General features: G+C 51.8%; 19 protein-coding genes. 4 read left to right on the top strand and 15 right to left on the bottom strand.

What is annotated here, in order from left to right:
* Positions 1 to 17: 17 nt before the first annotated feature.
* Positions 18 to 1,472 carry an FAD-binding oxidoreductase gene (locus BZK41_RS15370; protein WP_079938707.1) on the bottom strand — a complete coding sequence of 485 codons (1,455 nt, stop codon included), beginning with the start codon at positions 1,470 to 1,472 and terminating at the stop codon, positions 18 to 20.
* A 59-nt stretch (positions 1,473 to 1,531) separates the two neighbouring features.
* Positions 1,532 to 2,317, bottom strand: a complete 786-nt coding sequence (locus tag BZK41_RS15365) for an SDR family oxidoreductase (RefSeq protein ID WP_079938706.1) — start codon at positions 2,315 to 2,317, stop codon at positions 1,532 to 1,534.
* A 444-nt stretch (positions 2,318 to 2,761) separates the two neighbouring features.
* On the opposite strand from BZK41_RS15365, the gene BZK41_RS15360 reads away from it, so the two are divergent.
* Positions 2,762 to 4,060 carry an MFS transporter gene (locus BZK41_RS15360; protein ID WP_079938705.1) on the top strand — a complete coding sequence of 433 codons (1,299 nt, stop codon included), beginning with the start codon at positions 2,762 to 2,764 and terminating at the stop codon, positions 4,058 to 4,060.
* 26 nt (positions 4,061 to 4,086) lie between these two features.
* Positions 4,087 to 5,565 carry an FGGY-family carbohydrate kinase gene (locus BZK41_RS15355; protein ID WP_079938704.1) on the top strand — a complete coding sequence of 493 codons (1,479 nt, stop codon included), beginning with the start codon at positions 4,087 to 4,089 and terminating at the stop codon, positions 5,563 to 5,565.
* A gap of 39 nt (positions 5,566 to 5,604) precedes the next feature.
* On the opposite strand, the gene queE is transcribed toward BZK41_RS15355, so the two are convergent.
* From queE to BZK41_RS15340, 3 genes are all read right to left on the bottom strand, one after another.
* Positions 5,605 to 6,276: a 7-carboxy-7-deazaguanine synthase QueE gene (queE, locus tag BZK41_RS15350; RefSeq protein WP_003034139.1), complete on the bottom strand. Its 672-nt coding sequence runs from the start codon at positions 6,274 to 6,276 to the stop codon at positions 5,605 to 5,607.
* A gap of 71 nt (positions 6,277 to 6,347) precedes the next feature.
* Positions 6,348 to 7,037: an N-acetylmannosamine-6-phosphate 2-epimerase gene (locus BZK41_RS15345; protein ID WP_079938703.1), complete on the bottom strand. Its 690-nt coding sequence runs from the start codon at positions 7,035 to 7,037 to the stop codon at positions 6,348 to 6,350.
* The gene (locus tag BZK41_RS15340) at positions 7,037 to 8,593 is read right to left on the bottom strand and encodes a maltose/glucose-specific PTS transporter subunit IIC (protein ID WP_079938792.1); all 1,557 of its coding nucleotides are present in this window, start codon (positions 8,591 to 8,593) and stop codon (positions 7,037 to 7,039) included. Before BZK41_RS15340 ends, BZK41_RS15345 begins: the two co-directional genes overlap by 1 nt.
* A gap of 165 nt (positions 8,594 to 8,758) precedes the next feature.
* Here BZK41_RS15340 and BZK41_RS15335 point away from each other — a divergent pair, with 165 nt between their 5' ends.
* A complete protein-coding gene (locus BZK41_RS15335) occupies positions 8,759 to 9,583 on the top strand; it encodes a MurR/RpiR family transcriptional regulator (protein ID WP_079938702.1) in 825 nt (274 codons plus the stop codon).
* Between the two features lie 55 nt (positions 9,584 to 9,638).
* Here BZK41_RS15335 and eno read toward each other — a convergent pair whose 3' ends face one another.
* The 5 genes from eno to rlmD form a co-directional block, all read right to left on the bottom strand.
* Positions 9,639 to 10,937, bottom strand: a complete 1,299-nt coding sequence (eno, locus tag BZK41_RS15330; RefSeq protein ID WP_079938701.1) for a phosphopyruvate hydratase — start codon at positions 10,935 to 10,937, stop codon at positions 9,639 to 9,641.
* An 87-nt stretch (positions 10,938 to 11,024) separates the two neighbouring features.
* Complete coding sequence (gene pyrG, locus BZK41_RS15325; RefSeq protein WP_003034127.1) at positions 11,025 to 12,662, bottom strand: glutamine hydrolyzing CTP synthase; 1,638 nt, start codon at positions 12,660 to 12,662, stop codon at positions 11,025 to 11,027.
* Between the two features lie 224 nt (positions 12,663 to 12,886).
* Positions 12,887 to 13,678: a nucleoside triphosphate pyrophosphohydrolase gene (mazG, locus tag BZK41_RS15320; RefSeq protein ID WP_003825693.1), complete on the bottom strand. Its 792-nt coding sequence runs from the start codon at positions 13,676 to 13,678 to the stop codon at positions 12,887 to 12,889.
* A gap of 122 nt (positions 13,679 to 13,800) precedes the next feature.
* On the bottom strand, positions 13,801 to 16,035 hold the full coding sequence (gene relA / locus BZK41_RS15315) for a GTP diphosphokinase (protein ID WP_079938700.1): 2,235 nt from the start codon (positions 16,033 to 16,035) through the stop codon (positions 13,801 to 13,803).
* A gap of 100 nt (positions 16,036 to 16,135) precedes the next feature.
* Complete coding sequence (gene rlmD, locus BZK41_RS15310) at positions 16,136 to 17,434, bottom strand: 23S rRNA (uracil(1939)-C(5))-methyltransferase RlmD (protein ID WP_079938699.1); 1,299 nt, start codon at positions 17,432 to 17,434, stop codon at positions 16,136 to 16,138.
* 57 nt (positions 17,435 to 17,491) lie between these two features.
* Here rlmD and barA point away from each other — a divergent pair, with 57 nt between their 5' ends.
* Positions 17,492 to 20,248, top strand: coding sequence for a two-component sensor histidine kinase BarA (gene barA / locus BZK41_RS15305; RefSeq protein WP_079938698.1), 2,757 nt, complete (start codon positions 17,492 to 17,494; stop codon positions 20,246 to 20,248).
* Between the two features lie 130 nt (positions 20,249 to 20,378).
* On the opposite strand, the gene BZK41_RS15300 is transcribed toward barA, so the two are convergent.
* The 5 genes from BZK41_RS15300 to BZK41_RS15280 form a co-directional block, all read right to left on the bottom strand.
* Positions 20,379 to 21,521, bottom strand: coding sequence for a glycerate kinase (locus tag BZK41_RS15300; protein ID WP_079938697.1), 1,143 nt, complete (start codon positions 21,519 to 21,521; stop codon positions 20,379 to 20,381).
* Positions 21,522 to 21,601: 80 nt separating this feature from the next.
* Positions 21,602 to 22,942, bottom strand: a complete 1,341-nt coding sequence (gudD, locus tag BZK41_RS15295; protein WP_079938696.1) for a glucarate dehydratase — start codon at positions 22,940 to 22,942, stop codon at positions 21,602 to 21,604.
* Positions 22,943 to 22,962: 20 nt separating this feature from the next.
* A complete protein-coding gene (locus BZK41_RS15290) occupies positions 22,963 to 24,303 on the bottom strand; it encodes an enolase C-terminal domain-like protein (protein ID WP_048215648.1) in 1,341 nt (446 codons plus the stop codon).
* 2 nt (positions 24,304 to 24,305) lie between these two features.
* Positions 24,306 to 25,658 (bottom strand): galactarate/glucarate/glycerate transporter GudP, encoded by a 1,353-nt coding sequence (gudP, locus tag BZK41_RS15285; protein ID WP_079938695.1) that lies wholly within the window; start codon positions 25,656 to 25,658, stop codon positions 24,306 to 24,308.
* A 525-nt stretch (positions 25,659 to 26,183) separates the two neighbouring features.
* Positions 26,184 to 26,489: hypothetical protein (locus BZK41_RS15280; RefSeq protein ID WP_079938694.1), on the bottom strand; the 306-nt coding region annotated here is incomplete at its 5' end.

The raw sequence follows: 26,489 nt of genomic DNA, 5'->3' as shown, positions 1-26,489 counted from the left end.
AAGTATGGCGGATGCTATTATTTTTCAATCGGGTAAATCGTTCCGGTATTCATAATACCGTTTGGATCAAACTGCTTCTTTAATCCCTCCAGCAAAGGCCATGCGCTACCGTGTTCCAGCTTGCTCCAGTGAACGCGATGTTTACCAATCCCGTGGTGATGCACCATAGAACCGCCGAGGCGAATCGTCTCTTCACAGATGATTTTGTTGAGTGGATTGTGGTACTTATCAATCTCCTCTTCCGGTTTGCAGCCCACGACGTTGTAGTCATAAACGAAGTACATGTTAGTGCCATTCATATAGCTATGAGATGAATGGCCGCCCAGCATAGTGATATCGTCCGCATGCGGGAATTCAGTACGAATACGGTGGATCACACTTTCATAGATTTCATGGATACAGCTCCAGCAGCCTGAAACCTCAGTAGTGAAGCCCATATTGCTGGTTTTCAGGATCTGCACACGCTCGGCGGCCACTTTTTCCGGCCCCCAGTTGAGATGATTAAACCAATTTTCGATAAGTTTACTGTCCACACGCTGGCACTGCGGATAGCGCGCAACCACTTCCGCGATCCCTTCCCCGGTTGCTTTCGCCATCCGCGGGTTCCCCTCGGCCATAAAGATCAGTACGCATTTGCCGTCGGCAAAATGGGTGAAGTGCTGGGTGCCATCTTCCGCATCGTACAGGCGAGCGATCGATGGGCGATACCCTTCCACCATCACGTCTCGAAGGATCTCAAACCCAATCTTCATGTCGTCCAGGATATAGCCGTAGAACAGGTTATTTTCTGGGGTGAACTTGAAAATTTTTACTGTGACTTCAGTGATATAGCACAGTGCACCTTCGTTGCCGATAATAATGTGGCGAATGTCCGGACCCGCAGCACGGCGCGGGACGTTTTTGATGCGGGTAACGGTACCATCCGCCAACACGGCCTCAAGACCGACAACCATATCTTCAATTGCGCCGTACAGCGTGGAAAATTGACCAATGCTGCGAGTTGCCACCAGACCGCCCATCTGTGCCAGTGGTTTAGACTGCGGCGAGTGCCCGGTAGTGTATCCTTTGTCCCGCAGCGCATTTTCCAGCACCTCAAGCGGTACGCCACACTGTGCGGTTGCCTGCATGTTTTCGATATCAATATTGAGGATTTGATTCATCCCGGCGCCGTCAAGCACCACGGAATTCTCAACCACAGTTTCCAGCCCACCTTCAGTCGCAGATGCACCGGTACGCGGAACGCCATTAATCTTATGCTGGTTCATAAACGCCAGCACGTTAGAAACCTGTTCGGTCGACCCCAACTTGACGACCGCTGCTGGCAACGGCAGGGTAAAGACGCCATGGATGTCCGCATATTTACGAAAACGGTCAATACTGTTTCGTTTTAAAACAGTTTCATCGGTAATAACGCGATCAGGGCCGACAATTTCTTTTAATTGGTCAACAATCACTTCACGGGATAGAGACATAGTAATTCCTTCCTGATAATTAATTCGGAATAATAAAAACAGAAACCACCGATAATAAATTAACGCACCAGATAACCACCATCGACAACTAACAGGTGACCGTTAACATAATTTGATGCCTGACTGGCTAAGAATACGGCAGCCCCCATTAAGTCCTGAGTATCTCCCCAGCGATTGGCAGGAATATGGTCCAGTACGCGCTGGTTAGTTTCAGGATTACTACGGGTAGCTAATGTAATATCGGTCGCATAATAACCTGGAGCAATACCGTTAACCTGAATATTATATTGACCTAACTCATCGCAATATGCCTTAGTAAAACCAGCAAGCGCATGTTTTGTTGCAGAATAGGCTGGTGACCATTGACCACCAAGATAAGAGAATAAAGAACAGATATTAATAATTTTCCCGCTATTTTGCGGAATCATAATTTTGGCAGCTTCATAGCTCAATTCAAAAGCCGCTGTCAGGTTAACATCAATCATCGGATCCCAGTCTGCACGACCAAAGTCCAATACCTTATTCAGCTTACAAATCCCGGCATTGTTGACCAGAATATCTACCGTGCCAAAGCGTTCGCAGCAAGCGGCGATAATCTTCTCAGGTGCACCTTTCTCGGTGATATCCACCTGCATGAATTCAACTGCAACACCTTGCTTTTCAATTATTTCTTTCGTTTCTCCGTTATCTTTCACAAAGCTAGGGATAAATAGATTTGCCCCAGCTTTCGCCAGCGCCATAGCAAAAGCCTGGCCCAGTCCGCTATTGCCGCCGGTAACAATCGCCGTTTTACCTTTCAGAGAGAAGAAATCCATTGAGAATGCATTAAGTGATTCGATCGACATAGTTTGGCTCCAAATTCTTTTAGGCAAAAAAAAAGAAAGGCAACTTCCCCCGTTAAGGGGAAGTCACCTTTCTCATTATCTCTGGTAACTGGGGTAAATTTTTAGCACAACCCTCAAATCTCTAATGTGATCGTAATCACAGATGACTATTTCACATCACAATTAAACATAAAACTACGAATCGTGACTATTCTCACACTAAAAACAACGCTGACGTGATATTCCTAATTGCAATTACTAGAGACCAGAGAAAAGTAATCCACCTGAAAAAGGTGGCTTACTTTTCTCTTTTTTTCGTCTATACCAAAATAATTCGAGTTGCAGGACGGCGGCAAGTAAACAAATCCCGATGAGCTTAATGCAGTAAGTGATTCCGGTAAATAAATGCAGCCAACGTATCAGCAACCTGAAATATGACGGGTATATTTAATATGAGATTACGATATGCAACAGACTTCATATCGCCGTTGGATAACTCTCGCCATTATTAGTTTTAGCGGCGGCGTCAGCTTTGACCTTGCCTATTTAAGGTATATATATCAGATCCCAATGGCAAAATTCATGGGATTCAGCAATACCGAAATCGGACTAATTATGAGTACATTTGGTATCGCTGCTATTATTCTTTATGCCCCTAGCGGAGTTATTGCAGATAAATTTTCTCATCGCAAAATGATTACCTCAGCCATGATTATCACTGGCCTGCTCGGCTTATTAATGGCGACTTATCCACCGCTATGGGTCATGCTTTGTATTCAGGTCGCCTTTGCTATCACCACGATTCTGATGCTGTGGTCGGTATCAATTAAAGCGGCTTCTCTGCTTGGCGACCATAGCGAGCAAGGCAAAATCATGGGTTGGATGGAGGGGCTGCGCGGCGTGGGCGTAATGTCGCTGGCGGTATTTACCATGTGGGCATTTTCCCGGTTCGAACCCGATGACAGCAACAGCCTGAAGACAGTAATTATTATCTACAGCGTGGTTTATATTCTGCTGGGAATACTGTGCTGGTTCTTCGTCAGCGATGCCCCTCAGCACAGCAACACTGCGACAGAAGATAAAAAAGCATTCCAGCTACGCGATATTCTCGCCGTGCTACGCATCAGCACCACCTGGTACTGCAGCATGGTGATTTTTGGCGTCTTTACTATCTATGCCATCCTCAGCTACTCCACCAACTATCTGACGGAAATGTACGGTATGTCGCTGGTGGCCGCGAGCTATATGGGGATCGTAATCAATAAAATTTTCCGCGCCATCTGCGGTCCGCTGGGCGGCATTATCACAACATATAGCAAGGTGAAATCGCCAACCCGTGTCATTCAGCTGCTGTCGATCGTTGGGGTGCTGGCGCTTATCGCGCTTCTGGCAACCAACTCAAATCCGCAATCCGTCGCCATGGGGATTGGCCTGATTCTGCTGTTGGGTTTTACCTGCTACGCCTCGCGCGGGCTCTACTGGGCCTGTCCTGGCGAAGCAAGAACACCCAACTACATCATGGGAACCACCGTCGGTATCTGCTCAGTAATCGGCTTCCTACCCGATGTTTTTGTTTATCCCATTGTCGGCTACTGGCAGGACACCCTTCCTGCCGAGGAAGCTTACCGTAATATGTGGCTGATGGGCCTAGCCGCGCTGTGCATGGTGCTCCTCTTTACCTTCCTGCTGTTCAGAAAAATACGTAGCACCGACGCCACACCAAAAAACGAGACATCGCTGGCCACTGAGACTATCGGCGAGTAATGGTGAAAATTTAAAGGAGAATAATAATGTCAAAGAAATACATCATTGGAATTGATGGCGGAAGCCAGAGCACCAAAGTCGTGATGTACGACCTGCAAGGAAACGTGGTCTGTGAAGGGAAAGGGCTCCTGCAGCCGATGCACACCCCGGATGCCGATACCGCAGAACATCCCGACGATGATTTATGGACCTCTTTATGCTTCGCCGGAAAAGATCTGATGAGTCAGTTTGCGGGCCGTATCGAAGATATCGTCGGTATCGGGCTCGGCTCCATCCGCTGCTGTCGCGCGCTGCTTAAAGCCGACGGCACGCCAGCGGAGCCGCTAATCAGCTGGCAGGACGCCCGCGTTACCCGGCCTTATGGGCATACCAATCCTGATGTGGCCTGGGTCACCTCATTTTCCGGTTATCTGTCGCACCGCTTAACCGGAGAGTTCAAAGACAATATCGCCAACTACTTTGGTCAATGGCCGGTGGATTATAAAACCTGGTCGTGGAGCGACGATGACGAGGTGATGAAGAAGTTTAACATCCCACGCCACATGCTCTTTGACGTGCAGATGCCGGGGACAATCTTAGGTCATCTTACTGAACAGGCCGCTCTTGCCACCGGCTTCCCAGCGGGTTTACCCGTTGTCTGCACCACCAGCGATAAGCCGGTCGAAGCGCTTGGCGCAGGACTGCTGGATGATGAAACAGCGGTGATCTCATTAGGTACCTATATCGCTCTGATGATGAACGGCAAGCAGTTGCCAAAGGATCCTGTGGCGTATTGGCCAATTATGTCCTCTATTCCTGAAACGCTGCTGTATGAAGGCTACGGCATTCGTAAGGGGATGTGGACGGTCAGTTGGCTGAGGGACATGCTGGGCGAATCCTTGATTCAGGACGCCAAAGCGCAGGGACTTTCGCCAGAGGATCTGCTCAATAAAAAAGCCTCAGTCGTCCCTCCAGGCTGTAACGGCCTGATGACCGTGCTGGACTGGCTGACTAACCCATGGGAACCGTACAAACGCGGCATTATGATCGGCTTTGACTCCAGCATGGACTATGCGTGGATTTACCGCTCGATTCTGGAAAGCGTTGCGCTGACGTTGAAGAATAACTACGACAATATGTGCAATGAAATGAACCATTTCGCTAAACACATCATCATTACCGGCGGGGGTTCGAACAGCGATCTGTTTATGCAAATCTTTGCCGATGTGTTCAACCTGCCGGCTCGACGCAACGCCATTAACGGCTGTGCAAGCCTCGGAGCCGCAATCAACACTGCGGTTGGATTGGGCCTGTATCCTTCCTATGAAACAGCCATCCAAAATATGGTTCGGGTGAAAGATGTATTTATACCGGTTGAACAAAACGCCCGTCGCTATGAGGCCTTAAATAAAGGGATTTTCAGGGAGTTAACCCAATATACCGATGTGATTTTGAAAAAATCGTATCAGGTGACTCACGGAAACCTGGATGACGTTGACGCTATTCAAAGCTGGTCAAACGCATAGCGGATACGCCGGGCGGCAATTGCCCGTCCGGCGAAATATTCAGGCAATATTCAGATACTTATGGGTCTGCATCGACAGACGCCAGTTGCGGGCAATACAGGTATCAATGCACAAACGCGTCGCATCTTCTTTCTGGCTGATTGGCTGTAAGGCGATGATTCGCGGTTTGTCGTCGCTCAACGTTGCCAGCAATTCATCCAGCGCTTCAATATCGCGAACGCGACCAACCGGATGCTTGATTTCATTCGCACGCTCCAGCGCCTGTGACAGCACATCATAACCGCCACGCATATTCACCTTCGGCGATACGGTCACCCAGGTATTCGGCGTACAGCGTACTTCGTGCGTGCCGCTGGTCTCAATCTGGCAGCTAAAGCCGTTCTTTTCCAGCAGATCCGTCAGCGGCATCAGATCATGAATGCAGGGCTCGCCACCGGTGATCACCACGTGACGGGCGGTATAGCCCTGACGCGAAATGACCGCCAACAGATCTTCGCTGCTCGCAGCACCCCATTTATCGCTCTCTTTGGTCTTAGCCAGGATGCTGTAAAGGGAGACTTCCCGATCCTCAAGCTTATCCCAGGTGTGTTTGGTATCGCACCAGGCACAGCCAACCGGGCATCCCTGTAAACGAATAAAAATGGCGGGGACGCCGGTAAAGTAACCCTCACCTTGCAGGGTCTGGAACATCTCGTTAATCGGGTACTGCATAGCGCTCTCAATATGGGGATAAACGATAATTATCGCAGATCCCCGCCAAAGTATCATGCCCCATCGATGCTTTACGAGGCGATCGCCGCGACAAAGCGTGCCGTTATCTGCTGCGGACGCGTGATAGCCCCCCCAACCACCACGGTATGAGCGCCTAATGCCAGGCAATGAGCGGCGCGTTCCGGGGTATCAACGTTTCCTTCCGCTACGACCGGTATGCTGACCGCAGCCAATACCTCACGTAAAAAACCGCAGTCGTTTTCCGCCAACACATGTCCGGCGGTGTCAGCGGTATAGCCGTAGAGCGTGGTACCCACGCAGTCAAAACCCAGACGCTGGGCGCTCACCGCTTCGTCTACGGTGGCGATATCCGCCATCAGTAACACAGACGGGTAGCGAGCGCGGATTTGCGTGACCAGTTCTTCCAGCGATTGCCCACCGGGGCGCGGGCGCGCTGTCGCATCCAGAGCAATAATTTCCGGCTCAACGGTCATCAGTTCATCGACTTCCTGCAAAGTGGCTGTGATAAACACATCGCTACCCGGATAATCACGCTTGATAATCCCAATCACCGGCAGGGAGACGCTCTCTTTGATCGCGCGAATGTCCACCACGCTGTTCGCACGGATACCTACCGCACCGCCCTGCGCTGCCGCCAGCGCCATACGTGACATAATAAACGGGCTGTGCAGGGGCTCATTTTCCAGCGCCTGGCAGGAGACGATTAATTTACCTTTCAGGGAATCCAGTACAGTTTTCATTACGATAAGATCTCTTCGACTTCGTTTTTAATGATGGTGACATGCGGGCCATAAATCACCTGAACCCCGTTGCCGCGAATAATTACGCCACGCGCTCCGGTCGCTTTCAGTGCCGCTTCATCGACCTTGCTACTCTCTTTTACCGTCACGCGCAGACGTGTGGCGCAACAGTCCACCTCTTCCAGATTCTCTTTACCTCCCAGTCCGGCAATCACTGCCGCTGCACGTTCACTTTGCGGTAGATCGGATGCCATCGAAGTTGCGGTCTCTCGACCCGGCGTCAGCCAGTTAAAGCGGTTAATCAAATAACGGAATGTGAAGTAGTAAAGGAAGAACCACGGGATCCCCACCATGGGGACGTACATCCAGTTGGTTTTAGCTTCCCCCTGTAGCACACCGAAGAGGAGGAAATCGATAAGCCCACCCGAAAAGGTTTGCCCGATGGTGATATGTAAAATATGCGCGATCATAAACGCCAGACCATCGAAGAAGGCGTGAATGACGTATAACACGGGTGCGACAAACAGGAATGAGAACTCGATAGGCTCAGTGATCCCCGTCAGGAAAGAGGTCAGTGCCGCAGACAACAGCAGACCGGCGACAAGCTTTCTGTTCTCCGGCCTGGCGGTGTGATACATCGCCAGACATGCGCCAAGCAGGCCAAACATCATGGTGATGAAACGCCCGGACATAAAGCGCGAGGTGCCCGCATAGAACTGCTGCGTATTCGGATCGGCAAGTTGCGCGAAGAAAATACGCTGCGTACCTTCAACTAACTGACCGTTGACGATTTCACTACCGCCAAGCGCCGTCGTCCAGAAGGGCAAATAAAAGATATGGTGTAAACCCAATGGGCCGAGCATACGCAGGATGAAGCCGTACAACAGCGTTCCCAGATAGCCTGTCGCATCCACCAGACCACCCAGTCCAAAAATGAGTTTCTGGAAATGCGGCCAAACCACCGTCATGATCGCCCCCACGACTATCGCGGCAAGGGAGCTAATAATCGGTACAAAGCGCGAACCGCTGAAGAAACCAAGGAACTGAGGGAGTGAGACTTTATTGAAACGGCTATGCAGCGCACAGGTGACAAGGCCAATAACCACCCCACCAAACACGCCCGTTTCCAGCGTCTGAATACCCAGCGTCATCCCTTGCCCTACGGCACCGGGATTCTCGTGTGCCAGCGTTCCGTTGAGCGTCAATAAAGCGTTGATGGTGGCGTTCATCACCAGAAATGCCAGCAATGCCGCAAGCCCGGCAGTGCCTTTATCCGTTTTCGCCAGTCCTACTGCGACACCCACCGCAAAGAGCACCGACAGGTTGGCAAACACAATAGAACCTGCGCTGGTCATGATCGTGAAGATTGCCTGTAACCAGTCAACGTCCAAAAATGGATAAGCGGTCAATGTGTTTGGATTCGACAGCGCGCCGCCAATCCCTAACAACAGCCCCGCAGCGGGCAGTACCGCAATCGGCAGCATGAACGATTTGCCGAACCGCTGTGCCTTTTCGAACCATGCGCCCGATGAGGCGCCGCTAAATATTTGCATCATTTTTTCATCTCCCCGATTAATGATGAAAATTTTTACCATATTTAATATAGATAGTGAAAATTATCATCAAAATCCAGGAAGCCGATCATACTTTTTTAAAATGACTGGCATCTCTCCCCTGCTTTCCGCCACACTATCAACAGAGAAACGCATTAAGGATTTTGCATGTCAGAAAATGAAAACCTGCTGCTGAGATTGCGCCAGGGCGTTGACGGATATAGCCGAACACAGCAAAAGTTGGGAGAGTTTGTGCTCAGCGATCCGGCAAAAGTTGTCTACCTGACGATTACCGAACTGGCGCGTGAAAGCGACACCAGCGAGGCGAGCGTCACGCGTCTGTGCCGCACGCTTGGGTGTAAGGGCTATAACGAATTCAAAATGGCGCTGGCACTCGATCTCCAGCAAGGACAGCCGGTAGAGCACAGCGGGGATGAAATTGACAATGTGGTCAATGAGTCCGTACAAGCGTTGCAGGACACAGCAAAATTACTCGACAGGACATTACTGGAATCCGCCGCTCTGGCGCTGCATCAGGCTCAGTCGGTACAGATTTATGGCGTAGCGGCCAGCGCTATTCTGGGGGAGTATTTACATTACAAGCTCTTGCGCCTCGGCAAACCTGCACAATTGTTCAGTGACATGCATCGTGCAGCCATGAACGCCACAACGCTTAGCAAAGACACTCTCGTGGTAGCGATTTCCAGTTCAGGTTCGACGCGCGATCTGCTACATGTCGTTAAACTGGCGCGTAAGCAAGGCGTACGCGTACTGGCGCTGAGTAATACGCCGCGCAGCCCGTTGGCTTCGCTGAGTGATATTCAACTGGTCGCAGCCAAACCAGAAGGTCCGTTGAGTGCTGGTGCGCTAAACGCCAAGGTGGGTGTGATGCTGTTGGTCGAACTACTGACTACGTCGCTGATTGCGCTGGATGAAAAGTACAGTGATGTGAGCCAGCAAACCGCCAGCGCAACCCTTCCTCTACTGCTTTAAAGATATAAAAAAACCCGCCGTAGCGGGTTTTTACGTTAAGAGTTAAAGAACAGGATTACGCCTGACCTTTGATCTCTTTACGACCGTTGTACGGTGCTTGTTCACCCAGAGCTTCTTCGATACGAATCAGCTGGTTGTACTTAGCAACGCGGTCAGAACGGCTCATAGAACCAGTTTTGATCTGGCCTGCAGCGGTACCAACAGCCAGGTCAGCGATGGTAGCGTCTTCAGTTTCGCCAGAACGGTGAGAGATGACAGCGGTGTAGCCAGCGTCTTTCGCCATTTTGATCGCAGCCAGAGTTTCGGTCAGAGAACCGATCTGGTTGAATTTGATCAGGATGGAGTTAACGATGCCTTTTTCGATGCCTTCTTTCAGGATCTTGGTGTTGGTTACGAACAGGTCGTCACCAACCAGCTGGATTTTGTCGCCCAGTACTTTAGTCTGGTATGCGAAACCGTCCCAGTCAGACTCGTCCAGGCCATCTTCGATGGACACGATCGGGTACTGTTTGGTCAGTTCTTCCAGGAAGTGAGTGAATTCTTCGGAGGTGAATGCTTTGTTGCCTTCGCCAGCCAGAACGTATTTACCGTCTTTGTAGAATTCAGAAGCTGCACAGTCCATCGCCAGGGTGATGTCTTTGCCCAGCTCGTAACCAGCTGCTTTAACCGCTTCAGCGATTACAGCCAGAGCTTCAGCGTTGGAACCCAGGTTCGGCGCGTAGCCGCCTTCGTCACCAACTGCAGTGTTCATACCTTTAGCTTTCAGAACTTTAGCCAGGTTGTGGAACACTTCAGAACCCATACGAACGGCTTCTTTCAGAGTCTTAGCGCCAACCGGCTGAATCATGAATTCCTGGATGTCGACGTTGTTGTCAGCGTGCTCACCACCGTTGATGATGTTCATCATCGGAACCGGCATGGAGTATTTACCCGGAGTACCGTTCAGTTCAGCGATGTGTGCATACAGCGGCAGGCCTTTAGCAGCAGCTGCTGCTTTGGCGTTCGCCAGGGATACAGCCAGGATGGCGTTTGCACCGAAGTTGGATTTGTTTTCAGTACCGTCCAGATCGATCATGATCTTGTCGATGCCAGCCTGATCTTTAGCATCTTTACCCAGCAGAGCCTGAGCAATTGGGCCGTTTACCGCACCAACAGCTTTCAGTACGCCTTTACCCATGAAACGGGATTTGTCGCCATCGCGCAGTTCCAGTGCTTCGCGGGAACCAGTAGAAGCACCTGACGGAGCTGCTGCCATACCTACGAAACCACCTTCCAGGTGTACTTCGGCTTCAACAGTCGGGTTACCACGGGAGTCGATGATTTCACGACCGATGATTTTAACGATTTTGGACATTAGATTTTCCTCAGTACAAGTTAAACTAAAACTCCAGACAAACAATGCACCCTGATGGGTGCATTGCCGTTCTAACTTATTTACTTCTTACTTCGCCTGACGCTTCTGATGTTCACTGGCGGCTTTCACAAAGCCGGCAAACAGCGGGTGCCCATCACGTGGCGTGGAAGTAAATTCCGGGTGGAACTGACAGGCCACGAACCACGGATGATTCGGTACCTCAATGATCTCGACCAACTGATCATCACCGGAACGGCCTGCAATACGCAGACCCGCAGCTTCAATCTGTTTCAACAGCATATTGTTGACTTCGTAACGATGGCGATGGCGTTCAACAATTGTCGGCGCGCCATACAGTTGACGAACCAGGCTATCGTCGCTCAACTGACACTGCTGCGCACCAAGACGCATTGTGCCGCCCAGATCGCTCTTCTCGGTACGGACTTCGACGTTACCGTCTTCATCGCGCCATTCGGTAATCAGGGCCACCACCGGGTACTTACAGTCTGGCACAAATTCCGTGGAGTTGGCGTTGTCCATACCCACTACGTTACGTGCAAACTCAATCAACGCAACCTGCATACCCAGGCAAATGCCCAGATAAGGAATATTGTTCTCACGCGCGAAGCGCGCCGTCGCGATTTTACCTTCAACACCGCGGTAGCCGAAGCCACCAGGGATCAGGATTGCATCAAGACCTTTCAGGATCTCAACGCCACGCGTTTCGACATCTTGCGAATCGATCAGCTTGATGTTGACGGTGACACGATTCTTTAGGCCACCGTGCTTCAGCGCTTCGATAACTGACTTATAGGCATCCGGCAGTTCAATGTACTTGCCGACCATACCGATAGTCACTTCGCCTGCCGGATTCGCTTCTTCGTAGATAACCTGTTCCCATTCTGACAGATTAGCTTCCGGACAGTTCAAGCTGAATCGTTTACAAATATAATCGTCAAGGCCCTGAGATTTCAACAGGCCCGGGATTTTATAGATGGAATCGACATCTTTCAGAGAAATCACCGCTTTTTCCGGAACGTTACAGAACAATGCAATTTTTGCACGTTCATTAGCCGGAACTGCGCGATCGGAGCGGCAAATCAGGATATCTGGCTGAATACCGATAGAAAGCAGCTCTTTTACAGAGTGCTGAGTCGGTTTAGTTTTGACTTCACCTGCCGCCGCCATGTACGGAACCAGCGTCAGATGCATAAACAGCGTGTGCTCACGACCAATTTCTACGGCCATCTGGCGAATCGCTTCAAGGAACGGCAGAGATTCGATATCCCCAACGGTTCCGCCGATTTCGACCAGAACAACATCATGACCTTCACCGCCTTCCAGAACGCGCTCTTTAATGGCATTCGTGATGTGCGGGATAACCTGAACTGTTGCGCCCAGATAGTCGCCACGGCGTTCTTTACGCAGAACGTCGGAGTAGATACGACCCGTAGTGAAGTTGTTGCGGCGGCTCATTTTGGTACGAATGAAACGCTCATAGTGACCCAGGTCCAGGTCGGTTTCAGCGCCGTCTTCGGTAACGAACACTTCCCCGTGTTGGATTGGGCTCATAGTTCCTGGATCGACGTTGATGTACGGATCCAGTTTCATCATGGTTACATTGAGGCCACGGGCTTCAAGAATGGCTGCCAGGGAGGCTGCGGCAATGCCTTTTCCCAGAGAGGATACGACCCCGCCGGTCACAAAAATATAGTTCGTTGTCATGCTGGACCTGAGAAGTTAGGGTGAAACGATGGAATTACCAAGACGGGAAAGTAGTATACCCGAACATGACGAGCGCCACAAACTTTCATTATTCCTCCTCTTCACCAGGCTCACATTAACATCGGGAGTGAGAAAATAGCCCCTTTGGGGTAAATGTTTTTGACGTAAATCAAGCGCTTGTTATTTAAAAAATCACACAAATCGCCCTTGACCGACGAAATCCCTTAGAGATCAATTTCCTGCCGTTTTACCTGTTGCCAGACTTCTTCCATAGTTTCCAGATCAACACCAGTCATTTCCAGACCGCGCGAAGCCACAATTCGCTCAACTTCACGAAAACGCCGCTCAAACTTCTCGTTCGCTTTCTGCAATGCGGTCTCTGCTTTAGTACCTAAATGCCGGGCCATATTGACCGTAGCAAACAGCAGATCGCCCATTTCCTCCTCCAGTTTAGCCTGGTCGACAACAGCCTGCTTAGCCTCAAACATGACTTCGTCGATCTCTTCGTAAACCTTGTCGACAACCGGTCCTAACGTTTTCCAGTCGAAGCCAACATTTGAGCAGCGTTTCTGGATTTTTTGGGCGCGCATTAATGCCGGTAAACTGCGGGGAATATCGTCGAGTGCGGAATGCTGTGCCTTCTGGGCGCGTTCTTCACTTTTGATTTTTTCCCAGCGGGTCAAAACCTCAGTACTGTTACTGGCAGAAACATCAGCAAAAACATGTGGATGACGGCGTTCGAGCTTATCGCTTATCGCAGCACAAATATCATCAAAGTTGAAGCGTCCTTCTTCCTGCGCCATCTGGGCGTAAAACACCACCTGGAACAGCAGGTCGCCCAGCTCTCCACGCAGGTCGTCGAAGTCTTCACGCGCAATCGCATCCAGCACTTCATAGGTTTCTTCGAGGGTGTAAGGGGCAATAGTGGAGAATGTCTGCTCTTTGTCCCACGGACAGCCGTTTTCCGGGTCGCGCAGGCGCTGCATAATACCGAGCAGTCGGTCGATTTGATTCATTGGAATATCCTGAAATTTCAATACCGTAGTCCAGATAAGGCGACAGATGGCAACATAGCAATGCCTGATAAAACGCTAACGCGCTTTATCAGGCCTACAACATTATCCGGCCTACATAATGATTAATTACCGTGCAGACGACGTGCGTCGATCACATCCGGTACCTGGTTCAGCTTGCCAAGCACGCGGCCGAGCACCTGCAGGTTATAGATTTCGATGGTCATATCAATGGTGGCCAGCTGTTGTTTGGTATCACTCCGGCTGGCAACCCCCAGTACGTTCACCTTCTCGTTGGCGAGAATCGTGGTGATATCACGTAACAAGCCGCTGCGATCGTTGGCCTGGACACGAACCACCAGCGAATACCCCGCTGAGTAGCTTTCACCCCAGACCGCATCAACAATACGTTCCGGCGCATGGGAGCGCAGCTCAGCCAGCTGTTCACAATCCGCCCGGTGCACGGAAATACCGCGTCCCTGGGTAATAAACCCGACAATCTCATCGCCTGGAATCGGCTGGCAGCATCGCGCAATGTGGTGCATCAGGTTACCTACCCCTTCCACCACCACACGACCGTCGTCTTTACGACGACTCTGCGGTGCCTGCGTTTTCTGCTGAAGCTGTTTCAGCGCGGCGGCATCCTGTTCGGCAGCGCTTGGCTTATTAAACTGCGCCTGCAGGAAGTTCACCATCTGGTTGAGGCGGATGTCTCCTCCACCAATCGCCGCCAGCAGTTCATCCAACTCATTGAAGCTGTAGCGCGGTAGCAGGTGTTTTTCCGCCTCTTTCAGGCTAATACCTAAATGCGCCAGCTCATCGTCGAGGATCTGGCGGCCAGCAAGGATGTTCTTATCACGGTCCTGTTTACGGAACCAGGCGTGGATCTTCGAACGCCCACGACTGGTGGTCACGTAGCCGAGGTTAGGGTTCAACCAGTCGCGGCTTGGGTTTGGCTGTTTCTGGGTGATAATTTCAATTTGATCGCCCATCTGCAGCTGGTAGGTAAACGGTACGATACGCCCACCAATTTTCGCGCCAATGCAACGATGCCCCACATCGCTGTGAATGTGATAAGCAAAATCGAGCGGCGTGGAGCCCGCAGGTAAGTCTACAACGTCGCCTTTTGGCGTAAAGACGTACACGCGGTCATCAAAGACCTGGCTACGGACTTCATCCAGCATTTCACCGGAGTCCGCCATCTCTTCCTGCCAGGCGATCAGCTTACGCAACCACGCAATGCGATCTTCATGGCCAGAACGCGCCGCGCCTGAAGCAGTGCCCTCTTTGTACTTCCAGTGTGCCGCAACGCCAAGTTCGGCATCTTCGTGCATCTGTTTGGTACGAATCTGAATTTCAATGGTTTTCCCGCCCGGCCCAAGCACAACCGTATGGATTGACTGGTAGCCGTTGGGTTTCGGGTTAGCGACGTAGTCATCGAACTCATCCGGCAGATGGCGATAGTGAGTATGTACTATCCCGAGTGCGGCATAGCAGTCCTGTAAACGCTCTGCCACGATACGCACTGCGCGTACATCAAACAGTTCATCGAAGGCTAACTGCTTTTTCTGCATTTTGCGCCAGATGCTGTAGATATGCTTCGGGCGTCCGTACACTTCGGCTTTGACGCCTTCCGTTTTCATCTCTGAGCGCAAATGACCGACGAACTCATCAATGTAATGTTCCCTGTCGATACGACGTTCATGCAGCAGCTTGGCAATACGTTTGTATTCAGCCGGGTGCAGATAACGGAAGCAGTAATCTTCCAGCTCCCACTTTAATTGCCCGATGCCCAAACGGTTGGCCAGCGGCGCATAGATATTGGTGCACTCTTTTGCCGCCAGAACGCGTTCATCTTCCGGCGCGTCTTTTACTTCGCGCAGATGGGCAATCCGCTCTGCCAGCTTGATAACCACACAGCGGAAGTCATCTACCATTGCCAGCAGCATGCGGCGGACGTTATCGACCTGCTCGGAGGAAACTGAATCGGTATGTGTGGCTTTAAGCTGGCGTATCGCCGCCATATCACGCACGCCGTGGATAAGATGAACAATCGATTTGCCCACGCTCTCGCGCAGGATGTCTTCACTTACCACGTTAGCATCAGCCAGAGGGAACAGCATTGCTGCAAGCAGCGTGTCGATATCCATGCTCAACATGGAGAGAATTTCTACCATCTCCACGCCACGCCACAGCAGCAGATCCGCATCCGGATGCCCCTGTGTTTGCTGGAGGCAGTACGCCCAGGTTTCGGCTAAGCGTTCACACGACTGCTGGCTGGAGATCCCCAGACTCGCGATCCATTTCTTTGGATCAAACTCACCAGCTTTATTTATATGTGCACTTCTTACCGCAACCATTGTCCTCTCCTTATGGGGCCAGGCCTGTCGAAGTCGACAAGCCCTACCCATTGTCTTTCATGCTGCATTACAACCCGAAATCCAATGGGTACAAAATTCATTACAAACGCTCAAACAGGACCATTGATTCCAGGTGTCCAGTGTGCGGAAACATATCGAGCATCGCCAGTCGCCGTATGGCGTATCCAGCGTTGAGCAAAGCATCGCTGTCACGAGCCAGCGTTGCTGGGTTACAGGATACATAAACAACGCGTATAGGTTCTAATTTTATAATATGTTGCATCACACCTGCAGCCCCCGCACGCGCAGGATCGAGCAATACTTTGTCGAATCCGTTTTTCGCCCACGGCTGTCGGGTAACATCTTCCTCAAGGTTTTCATGAAAGAATGTCACATTGTGTAATCCGTTATTCAGCGCGTTTTCTCGGCCTTTTTCCACCAATGCCGGAACACCTTCCACGCCAACCACGCTTGCTGCCCGAGTTGCCAGCGGTAGGGTAAAATTTCCCATTCCACAGAACAGATCGAGTACGCGATCTTCAGGTTGCACATCAAGCCATTCCAGCGCACGGGCGACCATTTGTTGGTTTACCCCTTCGTTAACCTGAATAAAATCGCGCGGGCTGAAGGTTAACCGTAGTCCATTTGAATCATACCAGGGCGATTCTTCTGATATTGATTCCAGTATCTCGCTTTGCGGGGCCAGAAACAAAGACAGCCCCTGAGAATGCGAAAAGCATTCCAGTTTTTCTTTATCCGCAGCACTCAATGGCGCCATGTGGCGCAAAATCATCAGCGTTCCGCTCCCCGCCTGCACCAGCTCGACATGACCAAGATGACGTAACCCTTGCAGACTTTCCAGACACGCCCTGATGTGGGGCAATAGCGCCTCAAGCTGGGGCACCAAAATAGGGCATTGTTTGACATCGATAATGTCGCTGGAGCCTGATTTACGAAACCCCATCTGCAATTTTTGTTCTTTTGGCCGATAGTTCAGGCTCAAACGTGCGCGACGACGATAGCCCCACGGGGCATCCGCTATAACATCCGACACGTCACATTTCATTAAACGAGACAATGCCGCGCTTTTGCTACGCTGCTGCAATGAGATGCTGGCATGCTGCTGCTGGCAACCGCCACACACGCCAAAATGCGGGCAACGTGGCACTTCACGCTGCGGGCTGTCGTTTAAACGTCGTTTTACTTGCGCGCGGGCAAACTGTTTTTTATCTTCGGTAATCACCACCTCGGCGCTTTCCTGGGGTAGCAATTCCGGTATAAACAACGCTTTTCCGTTATGGCGAGCGACGCCCTGACCGAAAGGATCGAGGTCATTGACGGTAACGGTTATGATCTGACGCGTCGTCACGCGTCGTTTTGCAGAGTAGAATTGCGCCATCGACGAGATATTTCTCTATTTAACAGTGTGACCCTAATTGTCCCATAACGGAACTCCATGACCAACTACAGCCTGCGCGCACGCATGATGATTCTGATCCTGGCCCCGACCGTCCTGATAGGTTTGTTGCTCAGTATCTTTTTTGTTGTGCATCGCTATAACGACTTGCAGCGTCAACTGGAAGATGCTGGTGCCAGCATCATTGAACCACTCGCGGTCTCCAGCGAATATGGCATGAACCTGCAAAACAGGGAATCCATCGGCCAGCTTATCAGCGTGCTGCATCGTCGCCATTCCGATATCGTGCGGGCAATTTCTGTTTATGATGAAAATAACCGGCTGTTCGTCACCTCTAATTTTCATCTCGATCCGTCTGAAATGCAGTTGGCGACGGGTTCACCGTTTCCCCGTAAATTAAGCGTCACCCGGCACGGGGATATCATGATCCTGCGTACCCCTATTATATCGGAAAGCTATTCACCGGATGAATCCGCCGTTAGCGATGCGAAAAACACCAAAAATATGCTGGGGTATGTGGCGCTTGAGCTGGATCTTAAGTCCGTGCGATTACAGCAGTACAAAGAGATCTTTATCTCCAGCGTAATGATGCTGTTTTGTATTGGTATTGCGTTAATTTTTGGCTGGCGTCTGATGCGCGACGTGACCGGCCCGATTCGCAATATGGTGAATACCGTTGACCGAATACGTAGAGGGCAGCTCGACAGCCGCGTGGAAGGTTTCATGCTGGGCGAGCTGGATATGCTTAAAAATGGTATCAACTCGATGGCGATGTCTCTCGCGGCTTACCATGAAGAGATGCAGCACAATATCGATCAGGCCACCTCTGACCTGCGCGAAACGCTGGAGCAGATGGAAATCCAGAACGTCGAACTTGATCTGGCAAAGAAACGCGCCCAGGAAGCGGCACGTATTAAGTCTGAGTTTCTGGCCAACATGTCCCACGAGCTGCGAACACCGCTGAATGGCGTGATTGGCTTCACCCGTCTGACGCTAAAAACCGAGCTCAACACCACGCAGCGCGATCACCTGAATACCATTGAACGCTCGGCTAACAATCTGCTGGCCATCATCAATGATGTGCTCGACTTCTCCAAACTTGAGGCAGGCAAGCTGATTCTGGAAAGCATTCCGTTCCCGCTGCGCAGCACGCTGGATGACGTTGTTACGCTGTTAGCCCATTCATCCCATGATAAAGGGCTTGAGCTGACGCTGAATATTAAAAATGACGTACCGGACAACGTCATCGGCGATCCGCTGCGCTTACAGCAGGTGATCACCAATCTGGTTGGCAATGCCATCAAATTTACCGAAGGCGGCAATATCGACATTCTGGTCGAGAAGCGCGCCCTTAGTAATACGAAAGTGCAGATTGAAGTACAAATCCGCGATACCGGAATTGGTATTCCTGAGCGCGATCAGTCACGCCTGTTCCAGGCCTTCCGCCAGGCGGATGCCAGTATTTCCCGGCGTCATGGCGGGACCGGGCTGGGTCTGGTCATTACGCAAAAACTGGTCAACGAAATGGGTGGGGATATCTCCTTCCACAGCCAGCCGAACCGGGGTTCTACGTTCTGGTTCCATATCAGCCTCGATCTCAACCCTAACGTTCTCGTTGACCGCTCAACCACGCTCTGCCTGGCCGGTAAACGACTGGCCTACGTCGAACCTAACGCCACTGCCGCGCAATGCACATTAGATATCTTGAGTGAAACGCCGCTGGAGGTGATTTACAGCCCTTCATTCTCCGGGCTGCCGAATGATCACTACGATATTCTGCTGCTCGGCATTCCGGTCACTTTACGCGAGCCGCTCACCATGCAGCATGAGCGGCTGGCAAGCGCTGCGGCGATGACCGACTTCCTGTTGCTAGCCCTGCCTTGCCATGCGCAGATTAACGCCGAGAAGTTAAAACAGGGCGGCGCGGCGGCGTGTCTGTTGAAACCTCTCACCTCAACCCGCTTACTGCCTGCGCTGACAGAGTATTGTCAGCTGAACCACAGCGCGGATCCGCTGCTGGTAGACGAGAGCAAAATCGCGATGACCGTCATGGCAGTGGACGACAACCCGGCGAACCTCAAGCTGATTGGCGCGCTGCTGGAAGATAAGGTGCAGCACGTCGTGCTGTGTGACAGCGGGCATCAGGCGGTGGATCGCGCCAGACAAATGCAATTTGATCTGATCCTGATGGATATTCAGATGCCTGATATGGACGGCATTCGCGCTTGTGAACTGATCCACCAGCTTCCTCATCAACAGCAGACACCGGTCATTGCGGTCACCGCGCATGCCATGGCCGGGCAGAAAGAGAAACTGCTCAGCGCCGGAATGAACGATTACCTGGCGAAGCCTATCGAGGAAGATAAGCTGCATAATCTGCTGCTACGTTACAAACCCGGTGCAGGCACATCGCTGCGAGCGCTCGCCGTTGAACCTGTTGAGCCAGTCGTCAATCCGAATACAACACTCGACTGGCAGCTGGCGTTAAGACAAGCTGCGGGTAAAAACGATCTGGCGCGCGATATGCTGCAAATGCTGCTCGATTTTCTGCCTGAGGTGCGTAATAAAATTGAAGAACAGCTGGTCGGTGAAAACCCTGAAGGGCTGGTCGATATGATCCATAAGCTGCACGGCAGTTGTGGCTATAGCGGCGTTCCCCGCATGAAAAACCTGTGTCAGCTTATTGAGCAGCAATTACGCAGCGGGACCAAAGAAGAAGAGCTGGAGCCTGAGTTTTTAGAACTTCTGGATGAAATGGATAACGTTGCGCGCGAAGCAAAACGCATGTTGGGGTGATAGTCACCGAAGGCGGGAGCGTGACCGCCTTATCCGGCCTACAGGTTTCGCGGTTTACCGTAGGCCCGATAAGCATCGCGCATCGGGCACATCGCCGAATGCGGCGTAAACGCCTTATCCGACCTACAACTCAGCGTAATTGCTGCCCTGCTTTAAGCGTTGCGGCCACGTTTCGCGCAGTCATTCGCACATTGTCGCTCGCGTTCTTTAGCGCCTCATCCAGAGTACAGATGGTATAGATGACGCTGAAAACCGCATCCAGCCCATGCTCGTGGACCACACCGACATCCGCCGTCAGGCTACCGGCAATGCCAATAACCGGTTTGTTGTAACGCTTTGCGACTTTCGCCACGCCAACCGGAACCTTACCGTGAATAGTCTGGCTATCGATTCGCCCTTCACCCGTCACCACCAAATCCGCATCCTCAACGCAGGCGTCGAGGTGTAACGCATCCGTTACTATCTCAATACCGCAGCGCAGCTGTGCGCCGCAAAACGCATAGAGTGCCGCCCCCATACCACCAGCAGCGCCACCGCCGGCCAGATCCAGCACGTTGACGTCCAGATCGCGAACAATGAGTTGCGCATAGTGCGTGAGTGCCCGATCCAGGCGGGTAATCATCTCCGGCGTCGCCCCTTTTTGCGGGCCAAAAACCGCAGAAGCGCCCTCTTTTCCAGTCAACGGGTTGGTCACATCGCAGGCTACTTCAATACGACACGCGGCAAGTCGCTGGTCTAAATGAGAAATATCAATTCGGGCGAGCGATTCGAGGCCAGCCCCGCCATGGGCAATATCGTTATTTTGCGCATCCAGCAATTTTGCTCCCAGCGCTTGCACCATCCCGGCACCGCCATCATTGGTGGCGCTTCCGCCAATTCCAATGATGATATGCCCAACGCCAGCGTCCAGCGCATGACGGATTAACTCCCCGGTTCCCCAGGATGTCGTTTTCAGCGGATCGCGTAATCCCGCAGGAACCTGTTCCAGTCCGCTGGCGGCCGCCATTTCGATAAACGCCGAGCGCTCATCACCAGATAAACCATAAAATGCCTGAATTGTGTTGCCCAAAGGGCCGGTAACATCAACATGCACAAGGTGACCTTGCGTTGCGGCAACCATCGCTTCGACCGTTCCTTCACCGCCATCTGCAACCGGGATCTTCACGTAATCCGCGTCGGGCCAGATCTCGCGAAACCCCTGCTCAATAGCCGTTGCCACTTCAAGCGCACTCAAACTTTCCTTATAGGAATCCGGTGCGATTACTATTTTCATAAAGCATCCTTACGCATGTTGACTGTGTTAAGCATATACCAGGATAAAAACCGCCCCTTATGGGAGCGGTCCCAGCTCGCTTAGCGTACCATGCACGGACGCTTATTATCAAACGTCCAGTTCGGGATCAGATACTGCATTCCCATCGCATCATCACGCGCCCCCAGCCCATGTTGCTGGTACAGCTCATGCGCTTTCATGACCTGATCCATATCCAGTTCCACGCCCAGACCCGGTTTTGCCGAAACCTGCACCATGCCGCCTTTGATTTCAAACGGCTCTTTGGTCAAGCGCTGGTTGCCTTCCTGCCAGATCCAGTGGGTGTCGATAGCGGTAATTTTGCCCGGAGCCGCCGCTGCGACATGCGTAAACATCGCCAGCGAAATATCAAAGTGGTTGTTAGAGTGCGATCCCCAGGTCAGCCCAAACTCATGGCACATTTGCGCCACGCGGACAGAACCCTGCATGGTCCAGAAGTGCGGGTCCGCCAGCGGAATATCCACAGACTGTAACGACAGCGTATGCCCCATCTGACGCCAGTCGGTGGCGATCATGTTGGTGGCGGTCGGCAGACCGGTGGCGCGGCGGAACTCCGCCATCACTTCACGACCAGAGAAGCCCTGCTCGGCACCGCACGGATCTTCCGCATAAGCCAGAGATCCCTTCAGATATTTGCCGATCTTAATCGCTTCATTTAGCGACCACGCGCCGTTCGGATCCAGCGTGACGCGGGCCTGCGGGAAGCGCTTCGCCAGCGCAACGATAGATTCCGCTTCCTCTTCCCCGGCCAGCACGCCGCCTTTCAGTTTAAAGTCGTTGAAACCATACTTCTCATACGCGGCTTCCGCCAGGCGCACTACCGCGTCCGGGGTCATCGCTTCTTCATGACGCAGACGATACCAGTCGCACTTCTCATCCGGTTGACTCTGGTACGGCAGCGGCGTTGCCTTACGGTTACCCACGAAGAACAGGTAACCCAACATTTCAACTTCGCTACGCTGCTGGCCATCACCCAGCAAAGAGGCGACGTTTACGCCCAGATGCTGACCTAACAGATCCAACATGGCCGCTTCGATCCCAGTAACCACATGAATAGTGGTACGTAAATCGAAGGTCTGCAAACCGCGACCGCCCGCATCACGATCGGCAAAAGTATTGCGTACCGCATTCAGCACGTTTTTGTATTCACCTAACGTTTTGCCCACCACCAGCGGGATCGCATCCTCCAGCGTTTTACGAATTTTTTCGCCGCCGGGAATTTCACCCACGCCGGTATGACCGGAGTTATCTTTAATAATCACAATATTACGCGTGAAGAACGGGGCATGTGCGCCGCTCAGGTTCATCAGCATACTGTCATGACCCGCAACCGGAATAACCTGCATAGAGGTAACCAATGGGGTAGAAAATTGTGCGCTCATAATTAAGTCCTTATTCAAAATTAGTGGCGGCCGAAAACGGGACGTTTACGGTCAAAAGTCCATCCGGGGATCAGATACTGCATTGGGCCTGCGTCATTACGCGCACCGCCGGGCAGCGCCTTATAGGCTTCATGCGCTTTCTGTACCTGATCCCAATCCAGTTCCACGCCCAGACCGGGCGCATCGGGTACCGCAATTTTTCCGTTTTTAATCTCCAGCGGATTTTTGGTCAGGCGGCAATCGCCCTCCTGCCAGATCCAGTGGGTATCGATAGCCGTTGGATTACCCGGTGCAGCAGCGCCGACGTGGGTAAACATTGCCAGGGAAATATCAAAATGATTGTTAGAATGGCAGCCCCAGGTCAGGCCCCAGTCATCGCATAACTGTGCCACGCGTACCGCGCCAGAAAGGGTCCAGAAGTGCGGATCGGCCAGCGGAATATCTACTGAGTTCAGCATCACCGCATGGCCCATTTCGCGCCAGTTGGTGGCTATCATGTTCGTTGCTACCGGCAGACCGGTTGCACGGCGGAACTCGGCCATCACTTCGCGGCCAGAAAAACCCTGTTCAGCGCCGCATGGATCTTCGGCGTAGGTCAGAACATCGTTCAGCCCCTTACACAGGGAGATGGCTTCATCCAGCAGCCAGGCACCGTTGGGATCAACCGTAATACGCGCATCCGGGAAGCATTTTTTCAGCGCACGAGCGGTGTCGATTTCCTGCTCGCCAGGCAGTACACCGCCCTTGAGTTTGAAATCTTTAAAGCCGTAGCGATCCTGCGAAGCCTGAGCCAGACGTACCACAGCCTCACTGTTCATCGCTTGCTGATGACGCAGGTGATACCACTCATGGTTTCCCGGCGTGCTTTCCAGATACGGTAAATCGGTCTTTGTGCGATCGCCCACGTAGAACAGATAGCCGAGTACGGTGACCGCATCGCGCTGTTTGCCCGGCCCTAACAGTTCACAGACCGGCACGTTCAGCGCCTTACCCAGCAGGTCGAGCAATGCGGCTTCCAGCGCCGCTACCGCATTGACCCGTAGCTCAAAGGTCCAGGCGCCTTTGCCAAAGGTGTCAAAATCAGCGGCCTGGTTGCCTTTATGCACCTGCTGCACCACCTTATTCAGACGCGCGACTTCCTGGCCCAACACCTGGGGAATCGCGTCCACCAGCGTCTGATAAATCACTTCGCCACCAGGCGCTTCACCGACACCGGTATTTCCGGCGTTATCAGTGAGCACCACGATATTACGAGTAAAGTATGCGTTATGCGCGCCGCCAATATTGAGCAGCATGCTGTCATGACCGGCCACCGGGATGACCTTCATATCGGTAATAACGGGACTCGATTGTGTTGTCATCATCATTGTCCTGCGACAGGTTTCAGTTCGATACGTTTAATATCGCCCACCAGCACCAGATAGCTCACCACCGCAATCAGCGCATGCACTCCGACGTAAATCAACGCGCCGTTAAACGAGCCGGTAGTCCCGACGATGTAGCCGATAGCAATTGGCGTGACGATGCCGGAGATGTTGCCAAACATGTTGAACAAACCGCCGCTCAGACCGCTGATCTCTTTCGGTGCAGTATCAGCCATCACCGCCCATCCCAGCGCACCGATACCTTTGCCGAAGAAGGCCAGCGCCATAAAGCCGATGATCATCCACTCCACGTTGACGTAGTTACAGAACACCATCACCATCGACAGCAGCATGCCGAGTACGATTGGCGTTTTACGGGCGATATTCAGCGAACCGGTACGGCGCATCAGCCAGTCGGAAATAATGCCGCCGAGCACGCCGCCGGCGAATCCGCAAATGGCCGGGACCGAAGCGACAAAACCGGCTTTCAAAATCGACATACCGCGTGCCTGTACCAGATAAACCGGGAACCAGGTGATAAAGAAGTAGGTCAGCGCGTTTATGCAGTATTGACCGATGTAAATACCGATCATCATCCGTGAACCCAGCAGTTGCTTGATCTGCCCCCACTTGACGCTAAACGGCACTTTCGCTTTGGCATTCGCCTGATCCATGTTGATCAGCGCCCCGCCTGCGGCAATGTAATCCAGCTCTTGTTGGTTCACACCTGGGTGCTGGTTAGGTTCATGAATCACCTTCAGCCAGACAAAGCTGATAATGATCCCGAGGCCACCCATAAAAAAGAACACATGCGACCAGCCCACTTCGTGGGTCAGCCAACCCATGATTGGCGCGAAGATAACGGTGGCAAAGTACTGAGCGGAGTTAAAAATCGACACCGCCGTACCCCTTTCCTGCGCCGGGAACCACGCCGCCACAATCCGACTGTTGCCGGGGAAGGAGGGCGCTTCAGCCAGGCCAACAAGGAAGCGCAGGGTAAACAGCGCAACAATAATGCCGAAGCCACTGAAGATATCGACAAAACCCTGCAGCAGGGTAAACATGGACCAAATAAAGATGGACCAGAAATAAACGCGCTTTGAACCAAAGCGGTCGAGCAACCAGCCGCCAGGGATCTGGCCGATAACATAGGCCCATGAGAAAGCGGAGAATACATAACCCATCCCTACCGCATCCAGACCAATGTCTTTGGCCATCTCCGAACCGGCAATGGATAAGGTGGCGCGATCGCCGTAGTTGAAGGATGTGACGATAAACAGCATCACCACTATCCAGTAGCGAGCGTTAGTGCGTTTTTCCGCGCTGCTCGCCGCCTGACTTAATGAACTCATTGTTGCACTCCTGAATCCTGGCTTTCGCCAGTTCATTCTGTACAGCACCTGTAGGGTGATCAGAATGAGAGGTTAGTGTGTGGCAGTGTTGGTACAGCTCAGGGCCGTTTTATTCTGACTCGCTGCCATTCCGGGAACTGACGGGAAAAGTATATGAAGGAGTGCCACTGACCCTCACCGTGCAAAAACACAACATTGCGAGGGGTGAATGAGGTTGTTTATGGCATAAGCCTAAGGGAATTGAAGATGCTTCACGAAATTGGCGTTTGGTGGGCGTTTTGTTACCGCGTGGCGGCAACATCTAACCAGCGGTACCCATCAGGATTTAAGGCGCAACGACTTATGATGACTAACAATTTGGGAAGCTGATCTCTTAGATTGCGGACCAACGCCTAACGTAACTCAAATTTTTTTAGTGGGTTATTACCTGCTGCTACTTATGATGAGATTGTTGTTCAGGAATTTGGGAAATTGAAATAAAAAAGGGACTCTAGTTTATTGGGGTCCTTATTAACATTAGATTTTTCATAAAAAATAATAAAGGATCACCAAAAAAGCCAGAACAATAAATTCAACAAACCAGAACGCCGCTTCAACTTTAAACCCCGTGGTTAACTCTTTGGGTAAGGAACGAATAAAATGATATGCTTCAATACTCATATCATTATTAAAAACCCTATTATAGGGAAAAATCAGACTAGACATAATGAAATCTATCTTTGCAAAGTAGATACCGGGAGTACCAATTAAACTTGCTGTTCTCGCCAAACTTGCAGTGATAGGAAGGCGACCAAATTTCCCCTCGTATAATATCACTATTTTTTTATACTT

Source organism: Citrobacter sp. A316, assembly GCF_002042945.1.
Lineage (GTDB): Bacteria > Pseudomonadota > Gammaproteobacteria > Enterobacterales > Enterobacteriaceae > Citrobacter > Citrobacter portucalensis.
The sequence above is the reverse complement of the archived record's forward strand: the minus strand, read 5'-3'. Positions and strand labels throughout refer to the sequence as shown.

Excerpts from the sequence above, each read along its gene's own strand:
- gudD (WP_079938696.1), bottom strand. The coding sequence starts at position 22,942 with ATGAGCGCACAATTTTCTACCCCATTGGTTACCTCTATGCAGGTTATT.
- eno (WP_079938701.1), bottom strand. The coding sequence starts at position 10,937 with ATGTCCAAAATCGTTAAAATCATCGGTCGTGAAATCATCGACTCCCGT.
- BZK41_RS15300 (WP_079938697.1), bottom strand. The coding sequence starts at position 21,521 with ATGAAAATAGTAATCGCACCGGATTCCTATAAGGAAAGTTTGAGTGCG.
- BZK41_RS15365 (WP_079938706.1), bottom strand. The coding sequence starts at position 2,317 with ATGTCGATCGAATCACTTAATGCATTCTCAATGGATTTCTTCTCTCTG.
- BZK41_RS15345 (WP_079938703.1), bottom strand. The coding sequence starts at position 7,037 with ATGAAAACTGTACTGGATTCCCTGAAAGGTAAATTAATCGTCTCCTGC.
- relA (WP_079938700.1), bottom strand. The coding sequence starts at position 16,035 with ATGGTTGCGGTAAGAAGTGCACATATAAATAAAGCTGGTGAGTTTGAT.
- BZK41_RS15340 (WP_079938792.1), bottom strand. The coding sequence starts at position 8,593 with ATGATGCAAATATTTAGCGGCGCCTCATCGGGCGCATGGTTCGAAAAG.
- BZK41_RS15355 (WP_079938704.1), top strand. The coding sequence starts at position 4,087 with ATGTCAAAGAAATACATCATTGGAATTGATGGCGGAAGCCAGAGCACC.
- BZK41_RS15335 (WP_079938702.1), top strand. The coding sequence starts at position 8,759 with ATGTCAGAAAATGAAAACCTGCTGCTGAGATTGCGCCAGGGCGTTGAC.
- BZK41_RS15370 (WP_079938707.1), bottom strand. The coding sequence starts at position 1,472 with ATGTCTCTATCCCGTGAAGTGATTGTTGACCAATTAAAAGAAATTGTC.
- BZK41_RS15290 (WP_048215648.1), bottom strand. The coding sequence starts at position 24,303 with ATGACAACACAATCGAGTCCCGTTATTACCGATATGAAGGTCATCCCG.
- barA (WP_079938698.1), top strand. The coding sequence starts at position 17,492 with ATGACCAACTACAGCCTGCGCGCACGCATGATGATTCTGATCCTGGCC.
- pyrG (WP_003034127.1), bottom strand. The coding sequence starts at position 12,662 with ATGACAACGAACTATATTTTTGTGACCGGCGGGGTCGTATCCTCTCTG.
- queE (WP_003034139.1), bottom strand. The coding sequence starts at position 6,276 with ATGCAGTACCCGATTAACGAGATGTTCCAGACCCTGCAAGGTGAGGGT.
- gudP (WP_079938695.1), bottom strand. The coding sequence starts at position 25,658 with ATGAGTTCATTAAGTCAGGCGGCGAGCAGCGCGGAAAAACGCACTAAC.
- BZK41_RS15360 (WP_079938705.1), top strand. The coding sequence starts at position 2,762 with ATGCAACAGACTTCATATCGCCGTTGGATAACTCTCGCCATTATTAGT.
- rlmD (WP_079938699.1), bottom strand. The coding sequence starts at position 17,434 with ATGGCGCAATTCTACTCTGCAAAACGACGCGTGACGACGCGTCAGATC.
- mazG (WP_003825693.1), bottom strand. The coding sequence starts at position 13,678 with ATGAATCAAATCGACCGACTGCTCGGTATTATGCAGCGCCTGCGCGAC.